Source organism: Bordetella muralis (assembly GCF_054781015.1).
The window spans coordinates 81,872-98,058 of record NZ_BAAGVF010000008.1 but is presented as its reverse complement, the minus strand read 5'-3'; the positions used below and the strand labels follow the sequence as shown (position 1 = coordinate 98,058).

12 protein-coding genes are annotated in these 16,187 nt (G+C 60.8%); 6 read left to right on the top strand and 6 right to left on the bottom strand.

The window, feature by feature from the left end; genetic code table 11:
* The first annotated feature begins 36 nt into the window (after window positions 1–36).
* Window positions 37–684 (top strand): OmpA family protein, encoded by a 648-nt coding sequence (locus tag ACYVIT_RS18225; protein ID WP_415806791.1) that lies wholly within the window; start codon window positions 37–39, stop codon window positions 682–684.
* A 98-nt stretch (window positions 685–782) separates the two neighbouring features.
* Here the strand turns inward: ACYVIT_RS18225 and ACYVIT_RS18220 are convergent, their stop codons facing one another.
* From ACYVIT_RS18220 to ACYVIT_RS18210, 3 genes are all read right to left on the bottom strand, one after another.
* Window positions 783–1,478: a DUF6776 family protein gene (locus tag ACYVIT_RS18220; protein WP_415806881.1), complete on the bottom strand. Its 696-nt coding sequence runs from the start codon at window positions 1,476–1,478 to the stop codon at window positions 783–785.
* A 135-nt stretch (window positions 1,479–1,613) separates the two neighbouring features.
* Window positions 1,614–2,360, bottom strand: a complete 747-nt coding sequence (gene murU / locus ACYVIT_RS18215) for an N-acetylmuramate alpha-1-phosphate uridylyltransferase MurU (protein WP_415806792.1) — start codon at window positions 2,358–2,360, stop codon at window positions 1,614–1,616.
* A complete protein-coding gene (locus tag ACYVIT_RS18210; protein ID WP_415806793.1) occupies window positions 2,360–3,400 on the bottom strand; it encodes an aminoglycoside phosphotransferase family protein in 1,041 nt (346 codons plus the stop codon). The genes murU and ACYVIT_RS18210 overlap by 1 nt, the downstream gene beginning before the upstream one ends.
* 198 nt (window positions 3,401–3,598) lie before the next feature.
* Here ACYVIT_RS18210 and ACYVIT_RS18205 point away from each other — a divergent pair, with 198 nt between their 5' ends.
* The 3 genes from ACYVIT_RS18205 to rsmA are packed head-to-tail and all read left to right on the top strand — an operon-like array spanning window position 3,599 to window position 8,369.
* A complete protein-coding gene (locus ACYVIT_RS18205) occupies window positions 3,599–6,013 on the top strand; it encodes an LPS-assembly protein LptD (protein WP_415806794.1) in 2,415 nt (804 codons plus the stop codon).
* Window positions 6,010–7,563, top strand: coding sequence for a peptidylprolyl isomerase (locus ACYVIT_RS18200; RefSeq protein ID WP_415806795.1), 1,554 nt, complete (start codon window positions 6,010–6,012; stop codon window positions 7,561–7,563). Before ACYVIT_RS18205 ends, ACYVIT_RS18200 begins: the two co-directional genes overlap by 4 nt.
* Before the next feature lie 17 nt (window positions 7,564–7,580).
* Window positions 7,581–8,369 (top strand): 16S rRNA (adenine(1518)-N(6)/adenine(1519)-N(6))-dimethyltransferase RsmA, encoded by a 789-nt coding sequence (gene rsmA / locus ACYVIT_RS18195; protein ID WP_415806796.1) that lies wholly within the window; start codon window positions 7,581–7,583, stop codon window positions 8,367–8,369.
* 126 nt (window positions 8,370–8,495) lie between these two features.
* Here rsmA and ACYVIT_RS18190 read toward each other — a convergent pair whose 3' ends face one another.
* On the bottom strand, window positions 8,496–9,638 hold the full coding sequence (locus ACYVIT_RS18190; RefSeq protein WP_415806797.1) for a glycerate kinase: 1,143 nt from the start codon (window positions 9,636–9,638) through the stop codon (window positions 8,496–8,498).
* 167 nt (window positions 9,639–9,805) lie between these two features.
* Between ACYVIT_RS18190 and pyk the strand changes: the two genes are divergently transcribed.
* Complete coding sequence (pyk, locus tag ACYVIT_RS18185; RefSeq protein ID WP_415806798.1) at window positions 9,806–11,248, top strand: pyruvate kinase; 1,443 nt, start codon at window positions 9,806–9,808, stop codon at window positions 11,246–11,248.
* A gap of 344 nt (window positions 11,249–11,592) precedes the next feature.
* Here the strand turns inward: pyk and ACYVIT_RS18180 are convergent, their stop codons facing one another.
* On the bottom strand, window positions 11,593–12,822 hold the full coding sequence (locus ACYVIT_RS18180; RefSeq protein WP_415806799.1) for a nucleoside recognition domain-containing protein: 1,230 nt from the start codon (window positions 12,820–12,822) through the stop codon (window positions 11,593–11,595).
* Between the two features lie 138 nt (window positions 12,823–12,960).
* Between ACYVIT_RS18180 and ACYVIT_RS18175 the strand changes: the two genes are divergently transcribed.
* Window positions 12,961–15,177, top strand: coding sequence for an acyl-CoA dehydrogenase (locus ACYVIT_RS18175; protein ID WP_415806800.1), 2,217 nt, complete (start codon window positions 12,961–12,963; stop codon window positions 15,175–15,177).
* A gap of 22 nt (window positions 15,178–15,199) precedes the next feature.
* Here the strand turns inward: ACYVIT_RS18175 and ACYVIT_RS18170 are convergent, their stop codons facing one another.
* Entirely contained in the window at window positions 15,200–16,132 is a 933-nt protein-coding gene (locus ACYVIT_RS18170) for a LysR substrate-binding domain-containing protein (RefSeq protein ID WP_415806801.1), read from the bottom strand.
* Between the last annotated feature and the right edge of the window lie 55 nt (window positions 16,133–16,187).

The following is a 16,187-nucleotide window of genomic DNA, read 5'->3' as shown; positions in this document are numbered from 1 at the left end:
TATTTGCGCCATTTCGTTGCGCTATTGGAGGCTGTCATGCAAGTAAGAAGAACATTTCCCCGTATCGCGGCATTTGCCGCCGCCACGTTGCTGGTGGCCGGTTGCGCGACTCAACAGCAAACCAATACGGCGGTCGGCACGGGTGCCGGCGCTGCTGCGGGAGCGGGTATCGGGGCGTTGATCGGCAACGGTAAAGGAGCCGCCATCGGTGCGGGTATTGGTGCGGTGGCAGGGGGGCTGATCGGATACAACTGGTCCGGCGTGAAGAAAGACGTCCAACAATCCGGCGCGTCGTCATTGGGTATTGACGTGGTCGAAATGCCCGATGGCAGCCTGAAGGTCAATATCCCCAGCAACGTCTCGTTCGATACCGACAAGACGGCTTTGAAACCGGCCTTGCTGCCGGTGCTGGATAGTGTGGCGCGTGCGCTGACTCAGCATCCCGAGTTGCGTACGAAGGTGGTGGGACATACCGATAGCACAGGTTCGGCCGCCCACAATCAGACGCTGTCGGATAACCGCGCGCGCAGTGTGACGTCTTATCTGGCCAGCAAGGGTGTGGCGCAAGATCGCATGAGTATCGAAGGCCGTGCGGCCCGCGACCCGATTGCCGACAACGGCACGGCCGAAGGCCGTACTCTGAACCGCCGTGTGGAGATTTATTTGTACGCGGTCAAGCAGTAGCACGTGTGTCATCGCCGGCAGGAAAACTGAGCGCCGGCGGTGCGTGATGTCAGTCAATGGCGGGCCATGTCGGCCCGCCATTGTTGCGTAGCGCGGCCTTAACCGCGCACGTAATACAAGCGCATGGCTTGTTGGCGCTCGGAAGGATCCAGCACCTGGATGCGTATGGCGTTCGGCGTAAAGCCTTCGGGCAATTCTGCCGTACCCTGAGCCACGTGATAACGCCCCAGCGTGACATCAATAGGATCCAGCTCGATAGCGCCTGCGCGTCCGTTGCGATAGACGCCCTGCACCGTCAGCCGCAACGTGCCTTTGAATTCCGTGTCCTTGCTTTCTTTCATCAGCAGGACCTGGTAGCTGAGTTTGCCCGGAGCACGGCTGAACGAACCCGCGCGTACGCCGATGTCCGTGCCGCGTGGATCGGGAGGCACGATATTCTGGAAAATCAGCAGATCTTGCTCGGCCTTTTGCAGCCGGGTGCGAGCCTCCGCCAACGCGGTGGTGGCTTGTGTCTCGGTAGCTTGGCTGGCGTCACGCTGGGTGGTTGCCTCGTTGACTTGAGTCCGCAAGCGTTGCCGATCGGCATTGGCCGTATTCAGTTCGGACTGTAGCTGCTCGGATTCCTCGGCAGTCAGGCGTGGCGGGCCATAATTGGCTTGCAGAAACAACAAGCCGCCCGCGCCCAAGCCGATACCGACCAATAGCACGCCGAGCCACCGCGGCATGCGGCGGGCCCGCTTGCTGGGCTGATAAACCGACGGTTTGAAAGCAGCTCGTTGCGAGCGTCCGAACATCCCCATACTTAAAACCTTGTGTGCGTGTGTTACCGGTTCACACCGGCCAAAAATCGTAAAGAATAACGTTTGTATCGGCGCCTAGGTTACGTCAGACAAATTCAGTTGCCTATGCGCCGCTTGGAAATATTTGCTTTATTGCCCTGGTGCGCGGGTCAGCCGCGCGTCCAGCGCCTCGAGCCGCTCAGGAGTCCCGACGTCGGTCCATGCGCCACGATGATGATCGCCCACGACGGCATCACGCGCCATGGCGGCCCGTAACAACGGTCCCAGGGGCGCTGGCGTAGCGCGAGGCAGATCGGCGAATAGCGCAGGGCGGTACAGTCCGATGCCTGCGAACGTCAACGTCGGGGAACGGGCTGATGCGTTGGCGTCTGCGCCAGGGCCGTTTGCCGCGTGCGGACCTTCCGAGCGGACTTTCCCTTGTGCGGACAAGATGAAATCGCCTTGAGGGTGATGCTCGGGATTGTCCACCAGCAATAGCCAGGCGTCAGCGCCCGCGCGATCCATATCGCGTAGCCGCGCCTGCGCCGCCGAGGGATCCCAATCGCACCAGATGTCCCCATTGATCACCAGAAACGGATCGGCGCCCAAGAGAGGCAGCGCCTGGGCGATGCCGCCGGCCGTTTCGAGGGCGGCAGGGGATTCGGGGGAATAGGCGATCTGCACCCCGAAACGGCTGCCGTCGCCGAGTTGCGCGGGCAGTTGCTCGCCCAACCAGGCGTGGTTGATGACGATTTCGCGAATGCCCGCCGCGGCCAGGCGTTCCAGATGCCAGGCGATGAGCGGTTTGCCGCCTGCGGGCAACAGGGGTTTGGGCGTGTGGTCAGTCAGCGGCCGCATGCGTTCGCCACGCCCGGCCGCCAGGATCATGGCGCGCATCAGAACGTATACCCCACTTGGACTTCACGGTCGTCGAGGCGGTCCAGCAGCCGCAGCAGCGGCGTGAATACCCCGTAACGCTGCGCGACTTGGCGGACATAGGCGTTCACGCGGGGCATGTGCGCCAGATAGGACGGCTTGCCGTCGCGGTGATTCAGGCGGGCAAACACACCCAGAATGCGCAGGTTGCGTTGCAGGCTCATCCATTCGTAGGCCTGGTGGAACACCGCAAAGTCGCTGTCGACCGGCAATCCCGCGGCGCGGGCCATTTCCCAGTAGCGCACCGCCCAATCCAGTTGCTGGGGTTCTTCCCAGGTGGTGCGGGCGTCAGTCACCAGAGAGGCCAGGTCATAGGTGATGGGGCCAGCCAGCGCATCCTGAAAGTCCAGAATCCCGGGGTTGGGCCCGTAGACGGGGTCATCGCACACCATCAAATTGGGGGAATGGAAGTCTCGATGCACCAGAACGGGGCGCTGAGCGGCGTTCGCGTCTGACAGCAGTCCGAAAATATGCTGGAGCGCCGCAGCGGTTTTGTCGTCCAGTTGTACGCCATGGTGCCGCCCGACATACCATTCCGGGAAAAGCTCAAGCTCGGCCGCCAGACGGGGGCGATCGTACGCGGGCAGTCCGTCCACACTGGCCTGTTGCATGCGTACGAGCGCAGCCAGGGCATCGCGGTAGAGCGACTGCAATTGATCGTCGCTGAGACCGGCCTGGATGCGTTGGTAGTACGTGTCGCGCCCCAGGTCAGACAGCAGCAGCAGACCTTGTTCGGGGTCTTGTGCCAGTATCTGTGGCACATTCAGTCCGGTTTTTCGCAGCAAGTTGCCCACGTGCAGAAACGGGCGGACGTCTTCGTGCGGCGGCGGCGCGTCCATGACGATGACCGTACGGTCGCCCGCATTCAGGCGAAAATAGCGCCTGAAGCTGGCGTCGCTGGAAGCCGGTTGCAGGGTTTCAGGGGCCAGGGCCAAGCCGGCGGGCAGCGTATTCAGCCAAGTCTGGACCTGGGTAAAACGGGAATCGTGGTCGGTGCTCAAGAGGGCCGTCTCGTATTGCGGTAGGGTTTGGTTTCGTACCGGGCGCTTTCAGTGAAGGATGTTGCGCACAGCTTCTCTATAATACCGGGTCGCTCCCGTTGACAGGCATGTTCCCATGTCTGGCGTGGTCGGGTCATCATCGCCACGGCGCCGGTTTGTGCCGGGGCGGGGTTTTTCTGTAAAAGGTTTACGTTCACGGTGCATATGGTCCGGTGGTTGATCCTCTCTGCTGTCAGCTTGGCGGGCGCCGTCCATGCCCAGGGTAGCCAGGGCACGCTTTCGTCCGCCGAGACGGAATCCGGGGCGTCGTCCAGGCTGCAGGTGGCGCCTCAGTTGCGCACGTCGCCAGGACTGCGCATTCATCGCGTACCCGAAGACGATGTGGCCTCGTATCTGCAGGCCGACCACATCGAGGGCAACCCGGATAGCAATGTGACCCTGACAGGGCATTCCGAGGTGCGTCGTATTGACGGCGTCGTCAAGGGCGATCGGATCGACTATCGCAACAATACGGGCGAGACGACCCTGCAGGGCAATGTGCGGATGATGCGCGATGGGACGCTGGTGACAGGCCCGGCCGCGCAGTTCAACGTGGACACCGATAGCGGCGAAATCGATTCGCCGAATTTCTGGATCGGGGCAAATGGCGGTGCTGCACGCGCCGAGCACGCCGAGATTTTCAGCCGGTCGCAGATGCGCTTGACGACCGTGCGGTACAGCGGTTGCCCTTGCGCTGATCCGTCGTGGTATATCGAGGCCGATGGCGTTGATCTGGATTTCGACGAAAACGAAGGCGTGGCCCGCAACGGCGTACTGTATTTCAAGGGCGTGCCGTTGCTGGCGTCGCCTTATTTGACCTTCCCCGTCAAAAAAGAACGCAAATCCGGGTTTCTGATCCCCACGTATGGGATCACCAGTAATAGCGGCGTGGATTTGTCCGTGCCGTATTACTTCAACCTGGCGCCCAACTACGACTTGACCTTGCAGCCGCGCTATCTGAGCAAGCGTGGCCCCCAACTGGGCGGGGAATTCCGCTACATGGGCAGCACGTATTCGGGCAACATGGTCGGCACCTATATGTCCAGTGACCAGGAAACCGGTGAACGGCGCTGGATGTTCCGCTCGCGGCACCAGCAGTTGCTCGGGGCCGGTTTTTACTACGACTGGGATTACGCCAAGGCGTCTGACGACGACTATTTCCGCGACTTTTCGACGCTGGGTCTGAACGAGGCATCGACCACCTATTTGCCGCAGCGTGGCAAGGTCGGCTGGGGCAATAACTACTGGCAGGCTTACGCGCAGGTCTATAAATACCAGACGTTGCAGGATGAGGATGACCTGTTGTCGCCGCCCTTGAACAAGCTGCCCGAGTTGTATTTGAAGGGCGCGCGTTACGATCTGGGGGGCGTTGATCTGGAATGGACGACGACTGCAGTGCGTTTTCAGCGGCCGCTGTTGAGGGGCGTGCGTCAGGGACCGGACGGTGATCGGCTGCAGTCTTATTTGACTGCGTCATATCCAATTCAGCGTCCAGGCTGGTTCATCATTCCCAAGGTCGGTTTGCACTATACGCAGTACCACACGGATTGGTATAACACCGCGTCGTACCCTGAAACGTACGGGATGCGCGGGGTTTACGATAAGAATGCGTCTCGCAGCCTGCCGATCATATCGCTCGATGCTGGCATGGTGTTCGAGCGCGATACCACCCTGTTTGGCAATGCGTCGATCCAGACCTTGGAGCCGCGGTTGTATTACCTGCGCGTGCCATACCGCGATCAATCCAAGCTGCCGGTGTATGACACGACGCTGGCGGATTTCAGTTTTGAGCAGGCGTTCTCGGAAAACATTTATACCGGTGGCTGGGATCGCATTTCCAATGCCAACCAGTTGACGGCCGCGTTGACGACGCGTTGGCTGGATGCGAACACCGGGTTCGAGCGGCTGTCGTTGTCGGCTGGGCAGCGTCTGTATTTCGAAGACCAGCGCGTTACATTGCCGCTCGAAACTCCGCGCGAAGACCGCAACGTGCGTTCCGATTTTCTGGTGGCGGCGAGTGCCGCGCTGACCGATACGCTCAGTACCGAAGTCGCGGCGCAGTTCGACCCCTACGAGGGTAATTGGTCTCGCGGCTTGATCAGTGCCCGCTGGCGGCCGCAGCGTTTGACCTCGGTGGCGCTGTCGTATCGATATCAGCGCGACCCCACTGTGAACACGATTTATCAACCGCAAGGGCAGAACCAGATCAGCCTGGCGTTTCAGTGGCCCTTTACCGAGCGTTGGTATGGTGTAGGCCGGATCGATTATGCGCTGAACTCCGACTCTGATTCCTCGTCTATAAACAATTCGTCGAGCAAAGGCGGGCCGCGTGTGACGCAGGCGATTGCCGGTCTCGAATACAAGGGCGACTGCTGCTGGACAGGGCGTGTGGTCTTCCAGCGTTATGCGGTGTCCGCAGCCGACACGAACACGGCCCTGTTCTTCCAGTTGGAACTGACAGGTCTGGGGTCCCTGGGTACAGATCCCATGAGCCTGTTGAACAAGAGTATCCCCGGGTATCAGTCTGTGACGCCACAGACGCCTCAGGGCACGACATTTGAAAGGTATGAATGATGCGTAGCTTGCACACTTTGCGCCGGCTCTCCGGTAACTTGCTGGTCTTGACGGCTTGCGCGTCGGTGTCTGTAGCCTATGCGCAGCCCAAGCCACAGTCTGCCAAGCCCGGCCCGGGAGCGGCACAGCCGGCCCAGCAAGGTGACCAGACGGTCGACGGGATTGCTGCGGTCGTGAACAAAGACGTGATCACGCTGCGCGAGGTCGATAGCGCTGCAAAAAATGCAGTCGCAGACCTGACGCGTCGCGGTATTCAAGTGCCGCCTCAGGACATCCTGCGCCGTCAGGTGCTGCAAAGCCTGATCATGGAGCGGATCCAAGTCCAGGAGGCTGACCGTATGGGGATACGCGTCAACGATTCGCAGGTCGATCAGGCCATCGCCGGCATCGCTGAGCGTAATCGGATATCGGTCCCGAATATGAGGACAGAGGTCGAGAAATCCGGCGTCAAATGGGATCAGTATCGCAAGTCCTTGTCCCAAGACCTGCGGATGAATCGTTTGCGCCAGCGCGCGGTCGACTCGCAGATCATGATCAGCGATGCCGAAGTCGACGCCTTTCTGAAAGACCAGCAGAATAACCCCGCGGCGCGCGCAGGAGCGGGCGCTCCCGCGCCGGGGCAGCCCGCGCCGCAAGCCCGTGTGCAGTCGGGTCCCGAGCAAGTCGCGCTGGGTCAGATTCTCGTGCGTGTCCCAGAGGGATCCAGTTCGGACCAGGTGGCTGCCCTGCGCAACAAGGCCGAGAGTATTTTGGCGCGCCTGAAGCAGGGTGCCGATTTCGCCAGCCTGGCTGCCGAGTCGTCTGATGGCCCCGAGGCATTGCAGGGCGGCGTGATGGGGGCCCGGCCGATCGATGGCTGGCCGGACCTGTTCGTGAAGGCAATCGCATCGTTGCAACCCGGTCAAGTCAGCGGCGTGATTCAAAGCGGTAATGGTTTTCACATCTTGAAGGTCCTGGATCGTGCCGGCGGGGCTTCTGTCGCGGCGCCTGCGCAACCAGCGCGGCCTGCTGCGCCTGCAGCGCCGGCCATTGCGCCTCAGCCTGGACAGGGGATGCCTGCGAACCAAGGGCCGGTACAGGTCACGCAAACGCATGCACGCCACATTCTGGTCAAGACCTCCGCGGTGATGACCGACGACCAGGCCCGCCAGCGTCTGGAGCAGATTCGCCAGCGCGTCATAAACGGCGGTGCGTCGTTTGCCGATATGGCGCGTCAGTATTCCGAGGACAACAACGCCCCGCAAGGCGGCGATCTGGGCTGGGTGAATCCTGGCGAGATGGTGCCTGCATTTGAACAAGCGATGAATGCACTGGCAGTAGGCGGCATCAGCGAGCCTGTGCTGTCGCCGTTTGGCTGGCACTTGATCCAGGTCGAGGAACGCCGCGAGCATGATGTCAGCGATGAGCTGCAGCGCATGCAAGCGCGCCAGATCCTGTTCGAACGCCGCGCCGAACCTGCATTCGAAGACTGGCTGGAGCAACTGCGCAATGGCGCGTATATCGACAACCGCCTCGAAAAGCAGTTGAGTATTGAACAGAACAATCGTTGAGCGCTGAGAGTGCATCCATGAGTAAGCACCAGGCGCGCAAGCGTTTCGGACAACACTTTCTGACCGACGATAGTGTGATCGAAGGTATTGTGCGAGCGATTGCGCCCGCACCGGATGATCACATCGTAGAAATCGGACCGGGCTTGTCGGCGCTGACGCAACCGCTGTTACGCAGCCTGAAGCATCTGACCGTGGTCGAGATCGATCGCGATCTGGCGGCCCGTCTGCGTAATCAGCATTCCGCAGAGCGATTGACCGTGGTCGAGGCGGATGCCTTGACCGTGGATTTTTCCACCCTGGGGGCGGGGCTGCGAGTGGTGGGCAATCTGCCCTATAACATTTCCAGCCCGTTGCTGTTTCACCTGATGGCGGCGGCCGACACGGTACGCGATCAGCATTTCATGCTGCAGCGTGAGGTCATAGACCGCATGGTGGCGGCACCGAGCAGCGCGGATTATGGGCGCTTGTCGGTCATGCTGCAATCGCGCTATCGCATGGATAAGCTGTTCGACGTCCCGCCGGAAGCCTTTGATCCTCCGCCGCGTGTGGTATCTGCCGTGGTGCGGATGGTGCCCCTGCCTGCGAATCGTTTGCGGCCCATCAGCGAGACCGCATTAGAGACCGTCGTGGCGCGCGCTTTTGCGCAACGTCGCAAGATGCTGCGGCGTGCGTTGGGCGATTGGGCGGCGCTCGTCCCGTGGGAATCTCTGGAGATCGCTCCGACCGCGCGTGCGGAAGAAATCTCCGTCGAAAAATTCATCCGGATGACGGATGCATTGGTCGAGGCCGGGGCCGTCGCGGTGTAGAGCATGGCCGCTGCCACACGGCGCTGTCAGCCGTCGCAACGGCAGTTCGCTGCAACGCCGTACATGAGCTGCTGTAAGGGCTGCACGTCTTCTGTACGTGCAGCCACCGGACGCTAATAGTTGCCGCTACAGCATGCGTTTGCTGGCGGCTACCCACAGCTGGGTCACATCGCGGGCACGATCACATAGATATTGTGCGGCGTTTTCGCAAGCCTGTTGCAGCGTGACAGGCCCTGGCGCCAGACTGAATGCCGCCGTAATGCCGCCTGCATGCAGTTTTTCATAGCCTTCGCCTAATGAGCCTGCCAGGGCCACCACGGGCACGCCGGCATGTTGCGCGATACGTGCGACGCCCGCAGGCGTTTTGCCGCGTAGCGTTTGAGCATCCATGCGGCCTTCGCCGGTGAAGGCGAGCGTCGCGCCTTCCATGGCTTGCGCGAGTTTGCCCAGTTCTGCGACGACTTCTACCCCCGGGCGAAAGCGTGCATTGAGAAACGCGTGCGCGGCAAAGCCCAATCCGCCGGCAGCGCCCGATCCCGCCTCGTCACGCATATCGCGCCCCAGGTCGCGCGCGCAGATATCGGCAAAATGGCTCAGGCTGTTGTCCAGCAAGGCGACTTGTTCTGGTGTCGCACCCTTTTGCGGGCCAAAGATATGCGAAGCCCCTTGCGGGCCGCACAGAGGGTTGTCGACGTCAGAGGCAATGTCGATTTGGATCTGCGCAAGACGCGGGTCCAGACCTTGTATATCGATGCGATCCAGCTCGGCCAGCGCCGCGCCGCCGGACGGCAGGTCTTTACCTGCCTTGTCCAGAAAGCGCACGCCCAACGCTGCCAGCAATCCTGCTCCACCGTCGTTGGTCGAGGATCCTCCCAGACCGAGGATGATACGGCGGGCGCCCGCATCCAGCGCCGCGCGGATGATCTCGCCCACACCCCCGCTGCTGGCGCGCAGCGGATCGCGTTGCGCGGGGGGCGTTTGCTCCAACCCGGCTGCGGCAGCCATTTCGATCACGGCCGTGGCATCATCCAGCCAGCCCCAGGGCGCATCCAGCGATTCGCCCAAGGCGCCGGTGACGGCGGTTGCGCGCCACTGACCGCCCGTCGCTGCCAGGACCGCCTCGACAGTACCTTCGCCGCCATCGGCCATGGGTACGCAGACGGTATGCGCATCGGGATAAGCTTGTTTGATGCCACGCGCGATGGCGGCAGCCGCGTCGGGGGCAGAGAGGCTTTCTTTGAACGAGTCAGGAGCGATGACGATTTTCACGATAGTCGAGGTCGGAAAAATAAGTGTTGATCGTGGTGGTGCGCTGGCAACGAAAGACGTTAATAATACTCGTGCAGGCGCTGAAGTCTGCTGTATCCGTGTACCACCCGCGATTCACCGCGGCGTCGTACCATGATGCATTCATCATTTTGCGAGAGAGGTGATTCATGTCCGTATTGCGCCGCACCAAAATTGTCGCCACGCTGGGGCCGGCTACATCGACGCCCGAGCAACTGGAAGCCCTGGTGCGTGCGGGTATTGATGTGGCTCGCCTGAATTTCTCGCATGGCACTGCGGACGATCACCGCGAACGTGCGCGTCTGGTTCGAGAGGTTGCCGCTAAACAAGGCCGTTATGTTGCACTGATGGGCGATTTGCAGGGCCCCAAGATTCGCATCGCACGATTCACCGACAAACAAATCGTGCTGCATGTCGGCGACAAGTTCGTGTTGTCCAATAGCCACCCGAAAGATGCAGGGAATGCTTCCATCGTCGGCATCGACTACCCTGAATTGGTTCAGGACTGCAGAGCGGGCGATGAGCTGTTGCTCGACGATGGACGCGTGGTGCTGGTGGTAGACCGCATCGTTGATGATGCGGTGCATACGACGGTGACGGTCGGTGGTCCGTTGTCAAACAACAAGGGCATCAATCGGCGTGGTGGCGGTTTGTCTGCGCCGAGTCTGACTGACAAGGACCGGGCCGACATTTTGGTCGCGGCCGAGCTCGAGCTGGAATACGTTGCGGTGTCGTTTCCGCGTTATGGCAGCGACATCGATGAGGCACGGCAACTGTTGCGCGAGGCCGGCAGCGAGGCCTGGATTGTCGCCAAAATCGAGCGCGCCGAGGCAGTGGTGGATGATGAGGCGCTCGACGCCTTGATCCGCGCCAGCGATGGTGTGATGGTCGCGCGCGGTGATTTGGGTGTCGAGGTGGGCGACGCTGAATTGGTGGGCATTCAGAAACGCATCATTCAACATGCGCGTACCTTGAACAAGGTTGTGATCACTGCGACGCAAATGATGGAGTCGATGATCTCCAGTCCGTTGCCGACGCGGGCAGAGGTCTCGGATGTCGCGAATGCGGTGCTGGATTACACGGATGCGGTGATGTTGTCGGCAGAGAGTGCGTCGGGACAGTATCCGGTCGAGGCGGTGCAGGCGATGGCGCGGGTGTGTCTGGGCGCGGAAAAGCATCCTACCAGTACGCATTCGCATCACCGTCTGGGTGAGACATTTACCCGCTGCGATGAGACGATCGCATTGGCGGCGATGTATGCGGCGAATCACTTTCCTGGAGTCAAGGCGATCATTGCGTTGACCGAAAGCGGACATACGCCGTTGATCATGTCGCGGATTCGTTCAGGGGTGCCTATTTATTGCTATAGCCCGCATAGTCAGACGCAGCATCGTGCGGCGATGTTCCGGGGGGTTTATACGGTGCCGTTTGATCCTTCGGCCTATGATCCGGCGGAGTTGAGTGATGCGGCGATTGGCGAGCTGAAAAAGCGCGGGCGTGTGCAGGTGGGGGATTGGGTGATCCTGACGAAGGGGGATTCGTATCGGGATAGTGGGGGGACGAATGGGATGAAGATTCTGATCGTCGAATAGTTTTTTTGCATGCTTTTTTGCATGTTGCATAGATAATCGCTGCATGCATGGTATTGGGTTCTTTAGGCGCCGTCGTCCGCCGTGTAAAAGGGGCACCGGGCCTATCGCCGCGACTCGGCCCATGAGCAGGGGCCTCGGCCCGCTGCGCGGGCTAAATCGCGGCTCAACGGCCCGGTGCCCCTTTTACACGGCGGACGACGGCTCGCGTTAATGACACATTACGGATGTCCCTGCTGTTGGGGGTATTGATGATGATGGCTTCATCGTTGGTTGAACCGGCAGGAACGTCTTCACAGCGATGGACATCCGCCTATCGATGACGCTTCGTCTCAACGACCCGCCAATTACCCAAAGAACCAATAACACACCGCAATAGAAGCCAGCACCCCCGCCAAATCAGCGATGAGTGCACAACCGACTGCATGCCGGGCACGCAGGATGCCGACAGAGCCGAAATACACGGCCAGGACGTAGAAGGTCGTTTCCGTGCTGCCTTGCATGATGGCAGCGAGCAGTGCGGGGAAACTGTCTACCCCGAAGTGCGTCATGGTCTCCAGCATCATGGCGCGCGCTGCACTGCCGGAGAAGGGTTTGACCAGTGCGGTTGGCAATGCATCGACGAAGCGCGTGTCCCAGCCTGCCGCATGTGCCAGCCAGCGAATACCGTCCAGGACGATGTCGAGGGCGCCTGACGCACGCAATACGCCGACAGCGCAGAGCATCGCGACCAGATAGGGCAGGAGGCTTTTGGCGACGTCAAAGCCTTCCTTGGCGCCAGCGATAAAGGTTTCGTATACCGGGACGCGTTTGTACGCGCCGATGATCAGAAAGGCCAGCAGTATGCCAAACAACATCAGGTTGCCCATCAACGAGGACAAGCTGGCAATGGCAGCGGCCGACATGCTGGCCAGCAGCGCCATAAAGCCGCCTAGCAACAGCGCCGCACCACCTAGCCAGGCCAGGGAGACGGGGTCGTAGAGCTTCAGGCGTTGGCACAGGGCGACGGCAAGCAGACCCGCGATGGTCGAAGCGCTGGTGGCCAATAGAATCGGCAGGAAGACCAGCGTCGGGTCCGCCGCACCTTGTTGAGCGCGGAACATGAACAGCGTGACTGGCAGCAGCGTCAATGATGAGGCATTGAGCACCAGGAACAGGATTTGCGCGTTGGTGGCCGTGTCTGGTTTGGGATTCAGCGTTTGCAGCTCGCGCATGGCGCGCAGGCCGATCGGAGTGGCGGCATTGTCCAGGCCCAGGCCGTTGGCGGCGAAGTTCAGCGTGATCAGGCCTATGGCAGGATGGCCGCGCGGGACCTCGGGCATCAAGCGGGCGAACAGGGGGCCGAGCAGTGTCGCGAGTTTTTCGACCAGGCCGGCGGACTCGGCAATGCGCAGGAAACCCAGCCATAGCGTCAGCGTGCCGAATAACAGCACCATGACTTCGACCGAGACGCGTGCCATATCGAACAGGCTGACCACGATCTGGCGGAAGACCTCGGCGTCGCCGATGACCAGCCAACGGTACGAGGCGGCCGCCGCCGCAGCAAGAAAGAATCCCAACCAGAGTTTATTGAGCATGACAAAAGGCAAGAGCAGCGTGGAAAAAGCCGTTCGCGGCGAGGCTCATTGTCGCAGACTTGGCAGGTCTCGGGGATGCCGCAGGCCGGCAATTCTGTTAACTTGGTTACGTACGCGCACTTCTATACAAGGTTGCATATGGATTTCAATGCCTGGCGCCGTCGCCGTATTTCCGAACCTGCCTACCGCTGGGCTCGCAAGGCCATGCCGGGCCTGTCCGACACGGAGCGCGAGGCCATCGAGGCGGGAGATGTCTGGTGGGACGCGGATCTGTTTACCGGAGATCCTGACTGGAACAAGTTGCTCGCCGTGCCGCAGGCGACCTTGACTGCTGCCGAGCAACAGTTTCTGGACGGCCCCGTGGCCCGGTTGTGCGCGATGCTCGACGAGTGGGATATCACCTGGCATCAGGGGGATTTGCCTGAGACTGTCTGGCAGTTCATGCGCGAGCAGCGTTTCTTTGGCATGATCATTCCGGAGTCCTACGGGGGATTAGGGTTCTCCCCCTATGCGCATTCGGAAGTCGTGCGACGTATTTCCGCGTATTCCATTACAGCGGGCGTGACCGTGATGGTGCCCAATTCTCTGGGACCAGGAGAGCTATTGCTGCAGTTCGGTACGCCGGAACAGCGCGATCATTGGCTGCCGCGTCTGGCGGACGGGACCGAGGTGCCGTGCTTTGGCTTGACCAGCCCCGAGGCCGGTTCGGATGCGGCATCGATGGTCGATACCGGTGTCGTGTGCCGTCAAATGGTAGACGGTCAAGAGGTATTAGGGATTCGTCTGAATTGGCACAAGCGATACATCACGCTGGGTCCAATTGCGACGGTTTTGGGCCTGGCGTTCAAGCTGCAGGACCCCGATGGCTTGCTGGGCGGCGAGGTGGACGTGGGAATCTCGGTGGCGTTGGTGCCGACGAGCACGCCAGGGATCACGATAGGACGCCGCCATTTGCCCTCCATGCAGGTATTTCAAAATGGTCCGAATCAGGGCGCGGATGTTTTTGTGCCGCTGGATGCGTTGATAGGCGGCACGGAAAAGGCCGGCCATGGCTGGCAGATGTTGATGAGCGCCTTGGCGGCAGGGCGCGGGATTTCGCTGCCTTCACTGTCGGCGGCAGCGGCGGTGTACAGCGCGCACGTGACGGGCATGTACGCGCGCGTGCGTCAGCAGTTCGGTATTGCGGTAGGCCGCTTCGAAGGCGTGCAGGAAAAGTTGGGTCGTCTGGCGGGCAACGCCTATCTGGTCGAGGCGGCGCGCCGGTTGACGTGCGCGGCGTTGAATCAAGGGCATAAGCCTGCGGTGGTATCCGCGATCATGAAGTACCACGCCACCGAACGTATGCGCGAGGCGGTGAACGATGCGATGGATGTGCATGGCGGCAAGGCCGTCATCGATGGGCCATCGAATTACTTGGGCTCGTTGTACCGGGCCTTGCCTATCGCCATTACGGTGGAGGGCGCCAATATCCTGACGCGTTGCCTGATCATTTTCGGCCAAGGCGCGATTCGAGCACATCCTTACTTGATGCAGGAGGTCTTGGCATTAGGGGACGAGGACGATGAGCGTGGGTTGCAGACGTTTCATGACGTGTTCTGGCGTCACCTCGCGCATAGCGCCAAGAACGGCTTGCGTGCGTGGGGCCGGGCCTGGACGGGCGGTGTATTGGCACGCGCGCCGTCGAGTGGGCCTGTTGCGCGGCAATATCGCAGGTTGAGTCGTTATGCTTCGGCGTTTGCATTAGTTGCGGATGTCGCGATGGGCACCTTGGGCGGCGCCTTGAAGCGGCGTGAAATGTTGTCGGCTCGCTTGGGGGATATCCTGGCAGAGTTGTATTTGTTGTCGGCGGTGCTCAAGCGCTGGGAGGACGAGGGGCGTAATCATGCGGATCTGCCGTTGGTGATGTGGTGCATGGAGGACGGGTGCGCGCGCTTGGAAACCCGCTTTGACCAGGTGCTGGCGAATTTGCCGAAGCGTCCGTTGGCTTGGGTGTTGCGAGCGATAGTGTTGCCTGTGCGTTTGAATCGTGGTCCCAGTGATGCGCTGACGCGCGAGTGTGCCGATTTATTGTTGGCGCCATCGCCTACGCGGGATCGGCTGATTGCCAACTTGCAGCGCGGTGAGGGCGATGATGTGTTGGCGCAATTGGAGCGGGCGTTTGCGCTGGTCAATGCTGTGCAGCCATTGCACGATAAGCTGAAACGCGAAGGCGTTCGCGACTGGCGTGAGGCGCATCGCGGCGGGGCGATCACGGACGAGCAGGCGCGGCAGATCGAGGCCGCCGAAGAGGCTGTCAGGCGTGTCGTGGCGGTAGATGATTTCGAGCCGGGCGCATTTGCGCGGCGGCCTGGTTGACGGTGAGGGAATGTTCCAGACTTTAGAGATTGGCTTCGCGCGGCAGCGAGTCCTTGAGCGAGACGGCGGTTTTCTTCAACGCCGCGACAAACAGCTGCGCGGGCCGGGAGAGCGGTGTGTTATTGGGCAGCAGTAATTGCGCCTTGACGGGCATGCGCGGCTGAAACCGAATGGTGGCAACCCCCTGATTGCGGCCGGTCAGCAAATAAAAGGGGTCGATAATCGCCACGCCCGCACCGGAACGCGCGAGCGAATAGGCGACAGCCGTCAACGTCACTGACAGCGCGATCTTTCGTTTGACGCCTGCAATGCGATAGCTCTCCTCGATCAAGGCACCTAGTGGCAGGTTCTTGTCAAACGATATCAAGGGATAGGGCTCCAGATCCTGCGGGGTGACAACAGGGAGCTTGGCCAGCGGACAATCTTCAGGCACCACGCACACCAGCTCGGCCTCGCACAAATCAGTCAGACGGCCTTCGATCATTCGTCCGTCCTGGCTGAGCGGCGACAACACGATGCCGAAGTCCACGCGTTCCTGGAACACGCTGTCGGATACGCTGACGTTGTCGGTCGCGATGACTGATATTTGAATCTGTGGCCAGTCTTCGCGGAACCGGACGCTCGTGGGAGCCAATAAGTTCTCTGCGATCGTGGGCACCGTGGAAATCTGGACCGAGCCTTCAGTCAACTCGCGCATGTCGTCCACCAGCCGGTTGACGCGAGCGATGCTGTCAAAGATGCGATTGAGTTCGCCCATGATTTCCAGCGTTTCGCGTGTGGCTTGCAACCGGCCGCGCTTGCGCACAAAAAACGGAAACCCTGCGTGCAAGGCGCACTCACGCAGCAACAAACTGACAGCAGGCTGAGAGATTCCCAGTGCCGATGCGGCTTCGCCTACGCTGCCGTATCGACTGACGGCGCGTATGACCTCCATTTGGCGTACGGTCAAATGCATCGTGTCCCCCTTGGCGGCAAGGCCAATTTTTATGCGGGCTGCATGTTTGCAGAGC